The sequence below is a fragment of the Chryseobacterium carnipullorum genome (genome assembly GCF_003815695.1).
Lineage (GTDB): Bacteria > Bacteroidota > Bacteroidia > Flavobacteriales > Weeksellaceae > Chryseobacterium > Chryseobacterium carnipullorum.
This window is the reverse complement of sequence record NZ_CP033920.1, coordinates 4443032-4455821: the sequence shown is the minus strand read 5'-3', so window position 1 is coordinate 4455821 and position 12790 is coordinate 4443032. Positions and strand designations below refer to the sequence as shown.

Genomic DNA, 12790 nt, shown 5'->3' with positions numbered 1-12790 from the left:
CATTTTTGTATGATTTATGTCAGTCATGGTATGGGTTGCATATGTTATTATGCGACAAATAATAAATAAATCATATCTTTGTAAATTAAATCCATATAAGAAAATGTATCAAAAGCTTGTTAGAAAAGAAGTAATGGGAATATTGGAAAAGGAGGTAGGTTCTTTTCTGGATAAATTTTTAACGCCAATTGAAAAGATTTGGCAGCCTTCTGATTATCTTCCGGATCCATCAAGCTCTGATTTTAAATATGATCTTGAAGAAATTCAGACTTTTGCCCGTGAAATGCCTTATGACCTTTTTGTAACGCTGATCGGAGACTGTATCACAGAAGAAGCTCTCCCTTCATATGAGTCATGGTTGATGGGAGTAGACGGAATTGATCAGGAGAAGAATGAAGTGGGCTGGGCCAACTGGATAAGAGCATGGACCGGTGAAGAAAACAGACATGGAGATCTTTTAAGCAAATATCTTTATTTGTGTGGAAGAGTGAACATGAGAGAGCTGGAAGTTACCACTCAATATTTAATTAATGACGGTTTTGATCTGGGTACAAGTATGGATCCTTACAGAAACTTTATTTATACGAGTTTCCAGGAAACGGCTACCAACATTTCTCACCGTAGAGTAGGAACATTGGCAAAACAGTCCGGAAACGGAAAGCTGGCTAAAATGTGTGGGGTTATTGCCGCAGACGAAGCCAGACATGCCAAAGCTTATAAGCATTTCGTTGCTAAAATTTTAGAAATAGATCCATCAGAAATGATCCTTGCTTTTGAGGATATGATGCGTAAGAAGATCGTAATGCCTGCTCACATGATGAGACAGTCTGGTCAGAAGGCAGGTGAACTTTGGGGACATTTCTCAGATGCAGCCCAGAGATGTATGGTGTATACAGGAAATGATTATATCAATATTTTATCAGACCTGTTGGATGAATGGAAGATTGAACATGTAAAAGGACTTACTGAGAAAGCTGAAAAAGCGCAGGAATATTTAATGAAACTTCCTTCGAGACTTCAGAAAATTACAGACCGGATTTCTACACCGGATCTTCAGTTCGAGTTTAAATGGGTGAAGAGTTAATAACAGATTATCATTAAATTATAAAAACTTAAGAGTGCCATCGTTTTAGGCACTCTTTTTATTTCTTATCTTTGCAAAGCTAAAAAATGGTACACAATGTTAAATAATAAAAAAATTGCTGTGGATTTCGACGGAACGATCGTTGATGATGCCTATCCTGCAATTGGAAAAGCGAAAATTTTTGCTTTCGAAACATTAAGAAGACTTCAGGCAGAAGGGTACAGGTTGATCCTATGGACGTACAGACATGGAAAGACTTTAGATGAAGCAGTGGAATTCTGCAAGAAAAACGGCATTGAATTTTACGCCATCAATTCCAGCTTTGAAGGAGAAGTTTTCGATTCTGAAAATCAATCCAGAAAACTGGATGCAGACTGGTTCATCGATGACAGAAATTTAGGGGGATTTCCTGGATGGGGCGAAATTTACAATATTATCCAGGACAGAATAGAATTCCGTGTAGAAGGAAAAGAAGTTCTTGCCTACTCAAAACTTAAAAAAGAAAAGAAAAAAGGACTTTTCTGGTAAAATATATAATACAACAATTTAATAGTATAACAATGTAGCAATAAACCGTTAGTGAAATTGTTACACTGGTACATTAATACATTGGTAAATTAATACAATGATTCAATTAAAAACAATAGAGGAACTCCGCCTCATGAAGGAGAGTGCACATCTGGTGTCTAAAACACTGGGAATGCTTGCTAAAGAAATAAAACCGGGAATTAATACTTTATATCTTGATCAACTGGCCCATGATTTTATTAAAGATCACGGGGCTGAACCAGCTTTCTTAGGATATGGCGGTTTTCCGAATTCTTTATGTATTTCTCCAAATGATCAGGTAGTTCACGGTTTTCCCAATAATGATATTATACAGGAAGGAGACGTTCTGTCGGTAGACTGTGGCGTTATTCTGAACGGTTTTGTAGGAGATCATGCCTATACATTTGAGATCGGTGAAGTAAAACCTGAGGTTAAAAAACTGTTGCAGGTTACCAAAGAATCACTTTACAAGGGAATTGCACAGTGTATAAGAGGAAAAAGGATAGGGGATATTTCTCATGCCATCCAGACCCATTGTGAAAAAGAAGGATATGGCGTAGTAAAAGAGCTTGTGGGACACGGTCTTGGAAGAAAAATGCATGAAGATCCACAGGTTCCGAATTACGGAAAACAGGGAAGCGGAAAGGTCATCAAAGACGGTCTGGCGATCGCTATTGAACCAATGGTTAATATGGGGACTGAAAAAGTAAAATTCCATAATGACGGCTGGACAGTTACCACCCTTGATAATCTGCCTTCTGCTCACTTTGAGCATGATGTAGCCGTTATTAATGGTAAACCGGTATTGCTTTCCACCTTCAAATACGTTTACGAAGCTTTAGGCATTGTAAGCGATGAAGAGAAGCCATTCCAATTGGATTTTTAATGAAAAAAATAGCTAAACTTTTACTCAATACATTACCACGTCCGATGCTTATTAAAATGAGTATCTGGGCGAGACCACTGATTTACCAGTTATTCAAGGGAGACCAGTTTTATGACCCTATCGACGGAAAATCCTACCGGAAATTTCTTCCTTACGGGTATGGAAAGCAGCGTGAAAATGCTCTTTCTCCGGGAACATTGAGTTTGGAGAGACACCGCCAGATGTGGTTGTATCTTCAAAATGAAACCGATTTTTTCATTAAAAATGCTAAAGTCCTTCATATCGCTCCTGAACAGGAATTTCTGAGAAAGTTTAAAATGATGAAAAATCTGGATTATATTTCCGCAGATCTTTTTTCTCCCATCGTGGATGTGAAAGCGGATATTCTGGATTTACCTTTTGCGGATGAAAGTTTTGATATTGTTTTTTGTAACCATGTTCTGGAACATATAGAAGATGATGCAAAAGCCATAAGCGAACTTTACAGAGTCATGAGACCCGGAGGCTGGGGGATTTTTCAGGTTCCGATGAGAAATGCGCTGGAGAAAACGTATGAAGATTTTTCCATCAAAGATCCAAAAGAACGCCAGAAACACTTCGGCCAGTATGACCACGTTCGCTGGTACGGAATGGATTATTTTGACCGACTAAGGAAAGCTGGTTTTGAAACAGAACCTAACTTCTATTCCCAGAATTTTTCAGAAGAAGAAATCAGAAAATACGGTTTGAGACAAAATGAGATCTTGCCTGTAGTTTTCAAAAAATAAAAGCAACAACAAACCCGTCTGCAGATTCGAAGACGGGTTTGTTTTACTATAGATAGAAATTGTTGTTGATCTTAGTGAGAAACAGATTTCAGCCCAACTACTGAACCAATCAAAGTGGAGATGAAAAATATTCTCCAGAAGCTTACAGGATCTTTAAAAAAGAACATTCCCATCAGAGCAGTCCCTACAGCTCCTATTCCTGTCCATACTGCATAAGCCGTTCCGATAGGTAGGGTTTGCGTAGCTTTGATCAGCAGCAGCATACTGATCGTCATGGTCACCAGAAAGCCGGCATACCAGTAATACATCTCAGAACCGGACGTTTCTTTGGCTTTTCCTAAACACGAGGCAAAAGCCACCTCAAATAATCCGGCGATGATTAAAATAATCCAATTCATTTTTAATAATTTTCTCTTTTGCAAATTTCAGGATTTGAAAGGAGAAACGATTTTACATTTGTTAAAAAATGAATATTTATAAGGTTGGGAAATTTAAAGATTGGAAAGATAAATTACAGGGAACCACAAGCACAATGACAGTCAAAAATTATTTATTTAAAGAAACTATTAAAGTGAATGACCATTAGAAGCTTCCAGCCTTCTTATTTTATCTCTGCCCTGATCCTGCTCAAACTTACCTGTGTAATGCCCAGATAAGAAGCAATATGACCCAGCTGAACCCTTTTTAGCAGATCCGATTTATTGGTCATCAGATCTTTATATCGTTCCAAAGATGTTTTAAACTGCCTTGAAATAATAAGCTCTTCTGTTTTTACCAGTTCTTTTTCTGCAAATTTTCTTCCCCAGTTCGCGATGTGGATGTCCTCATTGAAGAGTTTTCTGAGACTTTCCGTTTCCAGAATGTAAAGATCACAGTCTTCCAGAAGTTCTATGCTTTCATAGCCTGGCCGATCTTCTACGTAACTCTTCATGGAAACAATAGTTTCCCCTTCGCTCCCGAACCAGAACGTAATATCATTATCGGCGGTAGAAGCATAAGCCCGTACAATCCCTTTTTTTATAAAATAAATATGGGGAATGATCTTATCCGATTCCATAAGACAGAAGTATTTGGGGTGGGATACTTCCGTGATATGTTTTTTCAATGAAGCTTTAGAGGCATCAGGAAGTACATCTATACGGTCAAGGATCTGATCTATATCCATAAGGTCAATTAATAAGGTCAAAAGTATTGGTTTTATGGGATGCAATACAACTGTATTTCGTTTAATTTTCAAAAGTAAGAAGATAAATAGACAGATCAATGATTGAATTAAAGAGGAGCATTCTATTTTTTTAAAGCAATTAAGCTTTTTTATTTTCTAAAAGTAGACTTAAACCTTGAAGACCAGTTTTGTTTTACTAACTTTGCAGTTCGTAATACTATTTATATGCATAAAGCTGGATTTGTAAACATAGTCGGAAAGCCCAATGCTGGAAAATCTACCTTATTAAATCAATTAATGGGAGAAAAACTAGCTATTGTAACGCAGAAGGCACAGACAACCCGCCACAGAATTTTTGGAATTTATAATGAGGAAGACCTACAGATCGTATTTTCAGATACTCCCGGAGTATTGGATGCGAAATATGGCCTTCAGGAGAAAATGATGGATTTTGTAAAGGATTCTTTACAGGATGCCGATGTATTTTTATTCATCGTAGACGTCACGGATAAAGCTGAACCTTCAGAATTTTTAATAGATAAACTGAACAAGATTCCGGTTCCGGTTTTACTTTTACTGAATAAAGTAGACCAGACCACTCAGGAAGGACTTGAAAAACAGGTAGAAGAATGGCACAACAGGATTCCAAAAGCGGAGATCCTTCCTATTTCTGCCTTGAATGCTTTCAATACAGATATCATTCTGCCCAAATTAAGATCTCTGTTGCCGGAGAGTCCTGCTTATTATGATAAGGAGCAGTACACAGATAAGCCTGAAAGATTTTTCGTGAACGAAGCGATCCGTGAAAAGATCCTCTTAAACTATGAGAAAGAAATTCCTTATTCCGTAGAGGTCGTTACCGAGCAGTTTAAAGAAAAAGAAGGGATCATTTTCATCGATTCTATTATTTATGTGGAAAGAGATACCCAGAAAGGAATTATCATTGGTCATAAAGGAGATGCCATCAAAAAAGTAGGAACAGAAGCCAGGATCGATCTGGAAAAATTCTTTTCCAAGAAAATTCATTTGAATCTTTTTGTGAAAGTGAAAAAAGACTGGCGTAAAAACGACAGAGATTTGAAAAATTTCGGGTACAGATAGACTAAAAACGCTCGTGATTCCGTTCTATTAAAAGATTTTTATTACCTTTAATTTAAATTTTTAGTAAATGAACTATTTCAATTCAAATTCAAGCTCAGTACCTAAAGATATTATTTTATTCGTTGTGAGAGTATTTATAGGTTTTGCTATGCTCTCTCACGGTTTTCCAAAACTTCAGATGCTTTTGGAGGGCGGTAAAATTGAGTTTTTTGACTTTATAGGATTAGGGCCTTTAGTATCTCTTGTTCTTACTGTTATTGCTGAATTTGTATGTTCAATACTTCTTATTTTAGGATTGTTTACCAGGATTTCGTTAGGTTTTCTGATCTTTACCATGATCATCGCTGCTTTTGTAGTTCACGGAGCAGATCCGTTTGAGAAAAGAGAAATGAGTCTCATCTATCTTTCAGTATATCTTCTCCTGATGGCTTTTGGCGCAGGTAAAGTATCTGTAGATCATATGATAGAAAAGCGAAAAAGAGCTTCAGACTGGTAAATCAGTCAAGAAAATATAAAAAAAGAGCATTAGACAACTAATGCTCTTTTTTGTTTTTTATTAAGGTTTACAAGGCAGCGAAGACCAAACACAGGTCCATGTAATGATATCGTTTTCATCTACTCCGGCCACGCATGGCTTGTATCCTGTAGGACATGAAGGTACCTGCCCTCCAATGATCGTTTTAAGATCTCTCTTGGATAATTTCTTTAAATTTTTCATAATGAATATTGAATTAATTTGATCTATACGAATATAGAATTTTTAATTTATATCACAGTAACGGGTATTAAAATTAACTGTTTTAGTTATATCACAAAAATCACTACTTTCGTAGAAAATGAATTTATATGAAGATAAAACTGACCATTTGCCTTTTGGCATTTCTCAATTTCTATGATGCACAGGAGAATATTACTTATCAGAAGCCATCTGCAGAAATCCTAAAACTGGCAGATTATGAAAGACCTCCAAGCGTTCTGATGAACAGCAAAAAAGACTGGGTGGTTTTTACTTACCGTCCTACATATAAAACACTGGAAGATCTTAATCAGCAGGAAATGAAACTGGCAGGATTAAGAATCAATCCGGTTACTAATATTTCAAGCAGCGTCACTTATTCCAATAATCTGAAGATCAGAAAGATCAATGATAAAAATGAGATACAGGTTAAAAATCTGCCTGCGAATGCTAAAATTACCTACATTTCATTTTCACCGGACGAAAAGAAACTGGTATTTACCAATACAACCAGCAAGGGAGTAGAACTTTGGTTGGTGGATATGGAAACGGCAACCGCCAAAAAAATTACTGAAGATAACCTGAATGCGAACCTGGGAACACCTTACGTATGGTACAACGATTCACAAAGCTTGTTGATCAGAAAACTTCCTCAGAACAGACCTGCGCTGATTGACGCCAGCAAAGACCTTCCAACGGGTCCTATTGTTTCTACAGCTGACGGTAAAGTTTCTCAAAACAGAACTTACCAGGATCTTTTAAAAAATCCTCAGGATGAAAAGAACTTTGAGGTTCTTACCGCTTCTGAAATTTATAATGTAGACCTGAACGGAACTCTTAAAAAAGTAAAAGATCAGGATATGTATTCCGGTCTTAGCTTTTCTCCGGACGGAAATTATTTAATGACTACAGTGATCAGGAAACCGTTCTCATATATCGTTCCGTTAAGCAGATTCCCGCTGACAGCTACTGTTTATGATATGAAAGGAAATGCGGTAAAAGTAGTGAACGATGTTCCTTTGAATGAAATCATGCCGAAAGGATTTTCATCGGTAAGAGAAGGAAAAAGAAGTATGGGCTGGAGAAGTGATGCACCGGCAACTTTGTTGTTTGCTGAAGCATTGGATGGAGGAGATCAGTCTAAAACCGCAGAATACAGAGATGAGATCTTTACGTGGGAAGCTCCTTTTACGGCCGCTCCAAAGTCATTCTTTAAAACAAAACAGAGATATGAAGGTGTAAGCTGGACCAATGATCATTATGCTGTAGTTTCTGAAGGTTGGTACGACACAAGGAATACAAAATCATATTTGGTGGATCTTAATAATGGGGATTCAAAAGTGATTGATGACAGAAATTATCAGGATGTATACAGTGATCCGGGGAATTTCAATACTGCTAAAAACCAGTATGGAAGATATGTTATCGATATGAAAGGAGGGAAGACTTACCTGATCGGAGACGGATTTACAAAAGATGGACAGCATCCTTTCATCGACGAAATGGATGTAAAGTCACTTAAAAAGAAAAGACTATACACTTCCAACGTTAAGAATGGTAAAGAAGAGATTATTGATATCTTAAATGCTTCGAAAGGTGAAATCTTAACGACTCAACAGTCTCCAAGCCTTTATCCGAACTATTTTAAAAAGAATATTAAATCTAATAAAGCAGAAGCCGTAACCCAATTTGCGAACCCTTTTGAAAGCATTAAAGATGTTTACAAAGAAGTAATTACGTATAAAAGAAATGACGGAGTTACTTTAACAGGAACGCTTTATCTGCCTGCCAACTACGACAGGAAAGCTAAAAAAGAAAAACTTCCTTTACTGATCTGGGCGTACCCTACAGAATATAAGGATAAAAATACAGCAGGACAAAATACTCAGAACCCGAATGACTTTACGTTCCCATACTACGGATCTTTCGTATACTGGACAACAAAAGGATATGCGGTACTGGATGACGCTGCATTCCCGATCATTGGAGAAGGAAAAACAGAGCCGAACGATACTTTTATTCCACAGTTGGTAGCAAATGCTGAAGCGGCGATCAATGCAGTTGACCAGTTAGGATATATTGACAAGAAGAAAGTAGCTGTAGGAGGACATTCTTACGGTGCTTTTATGACCGCTAATCTATTGACCCATTCTAATCTTTTCGCATGTGGTATCGCAAGAAGTGGGGCATACAACAGAACGCTGACTCCATTTGGGTTCCAGAGCGAGCAGAGAAATTACTGGGATATTCCGGAAATCTATAACAAGATGTCTCCATTTATGAATGCGGACAAAATGAAAACGCCAATGCTTTTGGTTCATGGTGATGCCGATAACAACCCGGGAACCTTCACTTTGCAGACCGAAAGATATTTCCAGGCTCTGAAAAACCTGGGAGCTCCTGTGAAAATGGTTCTTCTACCGAAAGAAGCGCATGGTTATGTCGCTAAAGAAAATATCTTACACCTTTTATGGGAACAGGATCAGTTCCTTGAGAAGTGTCTGAAGAAATAAAATAATTTGAGAGAAAGCCCGTTCATGATTGGAACGGGCTTTTTAATTCCTTTTCTATAATAACCATGATGAAAATAACCGGTCTATTATTTTTTATTCCTGCTTTTTGTTTTGGGCAATTATCTCCTGAAATCAACAAATTGTATGACGAATTATCAAAAAGTAAGCGGGTTGAATCGGCTGCCATTGGGTATGGAGGATCTGAAAGCGAAGTCTATAAATTGTTTGTTGAGATTGATAAAAAGGCCTCAGATAAAGAAGTGGAATATATTGCTTTTAATGGAAATCCTGTAGCTAAGACTTATGGTTCATATTCTGTTTTTAATAGAAAGCTTAAAATATTGGATCAACTGTTTGACTCTTATCTGAAAAATAATGAACCCATTAGTATCATTCAAGGTTGTGTAAGATCAAATTCACATTTAGCAGATGAACTTTATAAGATGGTTTTTTGGGAAAAAGATAATATAAAAGCGACAGAGGTTTACAGGAAGCATAAAGCCAGTATTAAAACTGAGCATGAGCTTTCAAATTTCATCCAGCTATTTGGTGCTAAGGAATCAAAATGGACGATGAAGGAAATTGATTCAGTTTTAATAAAATTTGACAGGATAGTACTTGATAATCCGTCTTCACCACAGAATTTGGTAGAACTGATTACTGAGTCATATTTTTTCATAAAAAGAAAACATCCGGAATATCATGATAAACTGGCTTACTTCGAAAAAAAGTATAATTCTGAAGAGATAAAGAAATACTTGAAGTTTAGCGGTCAATAGTCTGATGAAAATAATGCTATAATTTTTTAATTTCCCGCCAATAATTTTTATCATGCCAATAGTTAGACGTTTTGAACAAAAAAAGTTAACACTGGAAGAGTTTTACAAAGAACTTATCCCAAAACCTGAAGATCAAATAGGAGATGGCGGAACTCCAATGCTGGAAGTTCTGGAATCCATCAATACCATGTTTAAGGAAACTGTTTTATACGGGTTAACTTCTCATGCATCATTGCTTTTATTTAATAACGATCATGAGGATTCAGATTATTATATAGTTATCAATGCCTTTAAGGCTAGCTATTATGTGTGATTCCGGACAACGAGATTCCGTGGAAAGGAGCAACGGTAAATGGCGGTTCGCGAACATTAGCTGAATTTGAAAAAATGATTATTATCTCAATGTATAAATCCGGAGGATGGAAAAATAATATTGAAGTAGAAAACCTATACCAAAGAGTAAAACAAAACCCGCTCATTTGAGCAGGCATTTTTACAAGTACTTCAACACTTCATCAATACTCTTCAGTTCCATAAAATTTTCATGCTCCAAATTAGACTCATGCTGTTCATGGCTCCACGTCACATGGTAAGGAATATGTGCCGCAAAACCTCCGATTTCCAGTACAGGCAGAATATCTGATTTGATAGAATTTCCAAGCATCAGGAAGTGTTCAGGTCGACAATCCAGATGTTTCAACAGCTTTTGATAATCGTTTTCTTTCTTATCACTCATAATTTCTATATGGTGAAAATATTCCTGCAATCCTGAGTTTTTAAGCTTACGTTCCTGATCCAGCAGATCTCCTTTTGTGGCAACTACCAGTCGGTATTTTCCTTTTAAAGCATCCAGGGTTTCGGTAACTCCATCAAGCAATTCTATCGGTTTCTGAAGAAGTTCCTGGCCGATTTCAATAGTCCGGTTGATCAGCTGCATCGATGCTGTACCGCCTGAAACCCTGCTCACCGTTTCGATCATACATAGCATAAACCCTTTTACACCGTAACCGTACAGATGTAGGTTCTGCATTTCGGTTTTAAATAATTCCTGAGATACAGAATGCTGTGGCAGATAATCTTCCAGAAGCACACAGAATTCTTTCTCCGCTTCCTGAAAATAGGGCTCGTTGATCCAAAGCGTATCATCTGCATCAAAGGCGATCGTCGTTATGTGATTATTCATTTTACTTTTGTATTTTTCTCCCGACAAAATTCAGTATAAAAATTCAATCACCAAAGGACATTTGTCCCGGATAAGATATGTTACGGACCAATCAGTTGTTTTTAAACTATTTAGAAGATCTTTACGAAAAGAAGGAACGTAAAGAAGATATCATCATAAGATCATTTTCCAAAGGAGAAAGAATATTAACCCAGAATGCCACCCCATCTAAAGTAATGTTGATTAAAGAAGGCATTACCAAATGTTTTTTTGTTGAAGAAAATGATAAAGAATACATTGTTGAGTTTCTGGGGAAAGGGGAAATCATCGGAGAAATAGAACTGATCCGGAATATTTCCTGTCTTTGCAGTATTGAGGCAGTAACGGAAGTCACGGTTTATGCTGTGGCTATACCGTATTTCAAATCATTGATCAAAAATGATCTTTCATTGAATAATCATCTGCTGGAGGTCTTTGCTGAACGTATTGTCAATACCTCCAGAAGAGCCTCTTATCAGCAGTTGTATGCCGCAGAACATACTTTGACACAGCTTCTTGAACTGCAGGTACAGCAGGATATTCAGATGTCAAAAGAAGATATGGCGGCTTACCTGGGAATTACGGTGAGAAGTCTGAACAGAACACTGAAGAATCTGGGTAAATAAAGTAGGGAAGTTGGAGGATGGAAGAGGGGAGTCATTGAATGTGAAAAGATAGCTGCTACATTTTCAAACAAAAACAGTTGGACTACTTCTTTTTACCGTAAAAATTTCGAGTAATAGCCTTGTCAAGGTTCAAAACCTTGACAAGGCTATATAAAACCCGAATAGTAACTTCCATCCTCCCTCTTCCAGCTTCCATCCCGACAATAATTGCAATTATTGATTAAATCTCTATACTTAAAAGTTTTTTACTTCTTATTTTTGCAGAGAAATAAAACGAAATCTAAAAGATGGAAGAGCTGCAATTCAGGAATGCCGACCTGGAAGATTTAGAGAAAATAGTGGAGATTTATAATTCTACCATCCCATCAAGAATGGTAACAGCAGATACAGAAAATGTTTCTGTAGAAAGCAGAAAAGAATGGTTTGAAGATCATCATCCTGAAACCAGGCCTCTCTGGATCATTGAAAATAATGACCATGAAACGCTGGGATGGGTCAGTTTTTCTTCGTTTTATGGAAGACCAGCCTACAATGGAACTGTCGAAATGAGTATTTATATGGATGAATCCTGCAGAGGAAAAGGATATGGGAAGAAAGTAATGGAATACTGTATCGATCGTGCATCCGGCTTAGGAATTAAAACGCTTCTCGGATTTATCTTTTCTCATAATGAAGCCAGCTTAAAACTTTTCAGGAATTTCGGATTTGAAGAATGGGGGATGTTTCCTAATGTAGCGGTTCTGGATGGGATAGAAAGGAGCTTGACGATTTTAGGGAAAAGGGTTGGGTAGTTTTAATACGATGAAAAAATTATTTACAATTTTATCCATTATAATTTTTTCGGTTAAAGGAAATGCCCAAACAGAAAATATTTACAGCGGAAAATATCACCCTGTAAAAGAACATTTTGAGACTCAATATAAGAAACAGGAATATCCCAAATATTCAAAATTTCAGACTAAACTGGAAAAGGATAGAGTAGTTATTGATGTGGTTAAGGTTATCGAGTTTCCAAAATATTTGGATGAAAAATTTAAATTGATTTTTGAAAATGGATTATTGGATCCAATGAGAATTAATGGAAATCCGGTTTTAAAAATTGCAAGCATGGATGAATTACCTTTATTAAATATAAATCCCAAAACCAAGAGATTTATATTTTGGATTTTCCCTAAAAATAACAACGGTGAAAAGGATCGTGTAGAATATGTTCTTAGAGGTAAGGTGAATCCTGATGAATATTATTTTGAACTTCAAAATGAAAATGCAGATGAACATACAAGTTTTAAAGAATTTGTAGAAGGAGCAAAGCTTACTTATCTGGCGTATGGAGGAATTATAATTTAATTTACATTTAACATTAGATCGCTCGAATAGGAAGGT

The 12790-nt window shown here is 36.7% G+C and carries 16 protein-coding genes; 12 read left to right on the top strand and 4 right to left on the bottom strand.

The window, feature by feature from the left end:
- Positions 1-103 precede the first annotated feature (103 nt).
- The 4 genes from EG346_RS20380 to EG346_RS20365 all read left to right on the top strand — a co-directional run bounded on the left by EG346_RS20380 (position 104) and on the right by EG346_RS20365 (position 3286).
- The gene (locus EG346_RS20380; protein ID WP_073331414.1) at positions 104-1084 is read left to right on the top strand and encodes an acyl-ACP desaturase; all 981 of its coding nucleotides are present in this window, start codon (positions 104-106) and stop codon (positions 1082-1084) included.
- A gap of 96 nt (positions 1085-1180) precedes the next feature.
- Entirely contained in the window at positions 1181-1612 is a 432-nt protein-coding gene (locus EG346_RS20375) for a BT0820 family HAD-type phosphatase (RefSeq protein WP_073331411.1), read from the top strand.
- 97 nt (positions 1613-1709) lie between these two features.
- Positions 1710-2519: a type I methionyl aminopeptidase gene (map, locus tag EG346_RS20370; RefSeq protein WP_073331408.1), complete on the top strand. Its 810-nt coding sequence runs from the start codon at positions 1710-1712 to the stop codon at positions 2517-2519.
- A complete protein-coding gene (locus tag EG346_RS20365) occupies positions 2519-3286 on the top strand; it encodes a class I SAM-dependent methyltransferase (protein WP_123881160.1) in 768 nt (255 codons plus the stop codon). Before map ends, EG346_RS20365 begins: the two co-directional genes overlap by 1 nt.
- A 71-nt stretch (positions 3287-3357) precedes the next feature.
- Here EG346_RS20365 and EG346_RS20360 read toward each other — a convergent pair whose 3' ends face one another.
- Both EG346_RS20360 and EG346_RS20355 read right to left on the bottom strand, forming a co-directional pair.
- On the bottom strand, positions 3358-3684 hold the full coding sequence (locus tag EG346_RS20360) for a DMT family transporter (RefSeq protein ID WP_073331400.1): 327 nt from the start codon (positions 3682-3684) through the stop codon (positions 3358-3360).
- A 203-nt stretch (positions 3685-3887) separates the two neighbouring features.
- On the bottom strand, positions 3888-4451 hold the full coding sequence (locus EG346_RS20355) for a Crp/Fnr family transcriptional regulator (protein ID WP_123882823.1): 564 nt from the start codon (positions 4449-4451) through the stop codon (positions 3888-3890).
- A gap of 225 nt (positions 4452-4676) precedes the next feature.
- Between EG346_RS20355 and era the strand changes: the two genes are divergently transcribed.
- Together era and EG346_RS20345 are read left to right on the top strand one after the other, a co-directional pair.
- Positions 4677-5552 (top strand): GTPase Era, encoded by an 876-nt coding sequence (era, locus tag EG346_RS20350; RefSeq protein ID WP_123881158.1) that lies wholly within the window; start codon positions 4677-4679, stop codon positions 5550-5552.
- 67 nt (positions 5553-5619) lie between these two features.
- A complete protein-coding gene (locus EG346_RS20345; protein WP_073331391.1) occupies positions 5620-6048 on the top strand; it encodes a DoxX family protein in 429 nt (142 codons plus the stop codon).
- A gap of 60 nt (positions 6049-6108) precedes the next feature.
- Here the strand turns inward: EG346_RS20345 and EG346_RS24925 are convergent, their stop codons facing one another.
- On the bottom strand, positions 6109-6270 hold the full coding sequence (locus EG346_RS24925; protein ID WP_164466248.1) for a bacteriocin-like protein: 162 nt from the start codon (positions 6268-6270) through the stop codon (positions 6109-6111).
- 128 nt (positions 6271-6398) lie between these two features.
- Here EG346_RS24925 and EG346_RS20340 point away from each other — a divergent pair, with 128 nt between their 5' ends.
- From EG346_RS20340 to EG346_RS20330, 3 genes are all read left to right on the top strand, one after another.
- On the top strand, positions 6399-8801 hold the full coding sequence (locus EG346_RS20340; protein WP_073331388.1) for an alpha/beta hydrolase family protein: 2403 nt from the start codon (positions 6399-6401) through the stop codon (positions 8799-8801).
- 65 nt (positions 8802-8866) lie between these two features.
- Positions 8867-9580, top strand: a complete 714-nt coding sequence (locus tag EG346_RS20335) for a hypothetical protein (protein WP_123881156.1) — start codon at positions 8867-8869, stop codon at positions 9578-9580.
- 52 nt (positions 9581-9632) lie between these two features.
- Positions 9633-9893: a hypothetical protein gene (locus tag EG346_RS20330; RefSeq protein ID WP_123881154.1), complete on the top strand. Its 261-nt coding sequence runs from the start codon at positions 9633-9635 to the stop codon at positions 9891-9893.
- Between the two features lie 180 nt (positions 9894-10073).
- On the opposite strand, the gene EG346_RS20325 is transcribed toward EG346_RS20330, so the two are convergent.
- Positions 10074-10763 carry an HAD family hydrolase gene (locus EG346_RS20325; RefSeq protein WP_073331379.1) on the bottom strand — a complete coding sequence of 230 codons (690 nt, stop codon included), beginning with the start codon at positions 10761-10763 and terminating at the stop codon, positions 10074-10076.
- A 77-nt stretch (positions 10764-10840) separates the two neighbouring features.
- Here EG346_RS20325 and EG346_RS20320 point away from each other — a divergent pair, with 77 nt between their 5' ends.
- The 3 genes from EG346_RS20320 (at position 10841) to EG346_RS20310 (ending at position 12754) form a co-directional block, all read left to right on the top strand.
- A complete protein-coding gene (locus EG346_RS20320) occupies positions 10841-11407 on the top strand; it encodes a Crp/Fnr family transcriptional regulator (protein WP_123881152.1) in 567 nt (188 codons plus the stop codon).
- Positions 11408-11694: 287 nt separating this feature from the next.
- Positions 11695-12198 (top strand): GNAT family N-acetyltransferase, encoded by a 504-nt coding sequence (locus EG346_RS20315; protein ID WP_123881150.1) that lies wholly within the window; start codon positions 11695-11697, stop codon positions 12196-12198.
- Between the two features lie 10 nt (positions 12199-12208).
- Positions 12209-12754 (top strand): hypothetical protein, encoded by a 546-nt coding sequence (locus tag EG346_RS20310; protein WP_123881148.1) that lies wholly within the window; start codon positions 12209-12211, stop codon positions 12752-12754.
- The last annotated feature ends 36 nt before the right edge of the window (positions 12755-12790 follow it).

Excerpts from the sequence above, each read along its gene's own strand:
- EG346_RS20380 (WP_073331414.1), top strand. The coding sequence starts at position 104 with ATGTATCAAAAGCTTGTTAGAAAAGAAGTAATGGGAATATTGGAAAAG.
- EG346_RS20375 (WP_073331411.1), top strand. The coding sequence starts at position 1,181 with ATGTTAAATAATAAAAAAATTGCTGTGGATTTCGACGGAACGATCGTT.
- map (WP_073331408.1), top strand. The coding sequence starts at position 1,710 with ATGATTCAATTAAAAACAATAGAGGAACTCCGCCTCATGAAGGAGAGT.
- EG346_RS20365 (WP_123881160.1), top strand. The coding sequence starts at position 2,519 with ATGAAAAAAATAGCTAAACTTTTACTCAATACATTACCACGTCCGATG.
- EG346_RS20360 (WP_073331400.1), bottom strand. The coding sequence starts at position 3,684 with ATGAATTGGATTATTTTAATCATCGCCGGATTATTTGAGGTGGCTTTT.
- EG346_RS20355 (WP_123882823.1), bottom strand. The coding sequence starts at position 4,451 with ATGGATATAGATCAGATCCTTGACCGTATAGATGTACTTCCTGATGCC.
- era (WP_123881158.1), top strand. The coding sequence starts at position 4,677 with ATGCATAAAGCTGGATTTGTAAACATAGTCGGAAAGCCCAATGCTGGA.
- EG346_RS20345 (WP_073331391.1), top strand. The coding sequence starts at position 5,620 with ATGAACTATTTCAATTCAAATTCAAGCTCAGTACCTAAAGATATTATT.
- EG346_RS24925 (WP_164466248.1), bottom strand. The coding sequence starts at position 6,270 with ATGAAAAATTTAAAGAAATTATCCAAGAGAGATCTTAAAACGATCATT.
- EG346_RS20340 (WP_073331388.1), top strand. The coding sequence starts at position 6,399 with ATGAAGATAAAACTGACCATTTGCCTTTTGGCATTTCTCAATTTCTAT.
- EG346_RS20335 (WP_123881156.1), top strand. The coding sequence starts at position 8,867 with ATGATGAAAATAACCGGTCTATTATTTTTTATTCCTGCTTTTTGTTTT.
- EG346_RS20330 (WP_123881154.1), top strand. The coding sequence starts at position 9,633 with ATGCCAATAGTTAGACGTTTTGAACAAAAAAAGTTAACACTGGAAGAG.
- EG346_RS20325 (WP_073331379.1), bottom strand. The coding sequence starts at position 10,763 with ATGAATAATCACATAACGACGATCGCCTTTGATGCAGATGATACGCTT.
- EG346_RS20320 (WP_123881152.1), top strand. The coding sequence starts at position 10,841 with ATGTTACGGACCAATCAGTTGTTTTTAAACTATTTAGAAGATCTTTAC.
- EG346_RS20315 (WP_123881150.1), top strand. The coding sequence starts at position 11,695 with ATGGAAGAGCTGCAATTCAGGAATGCCGACCTGGAAGATTTAGAGAAA.
- EG346_RS20310 (WP_123881148.1), top strand. The coding sequence starts at position 12,209 with ATGAAAAAATTATTTACAATTTTATCCATTATAATTTTTTCGGTTAAA.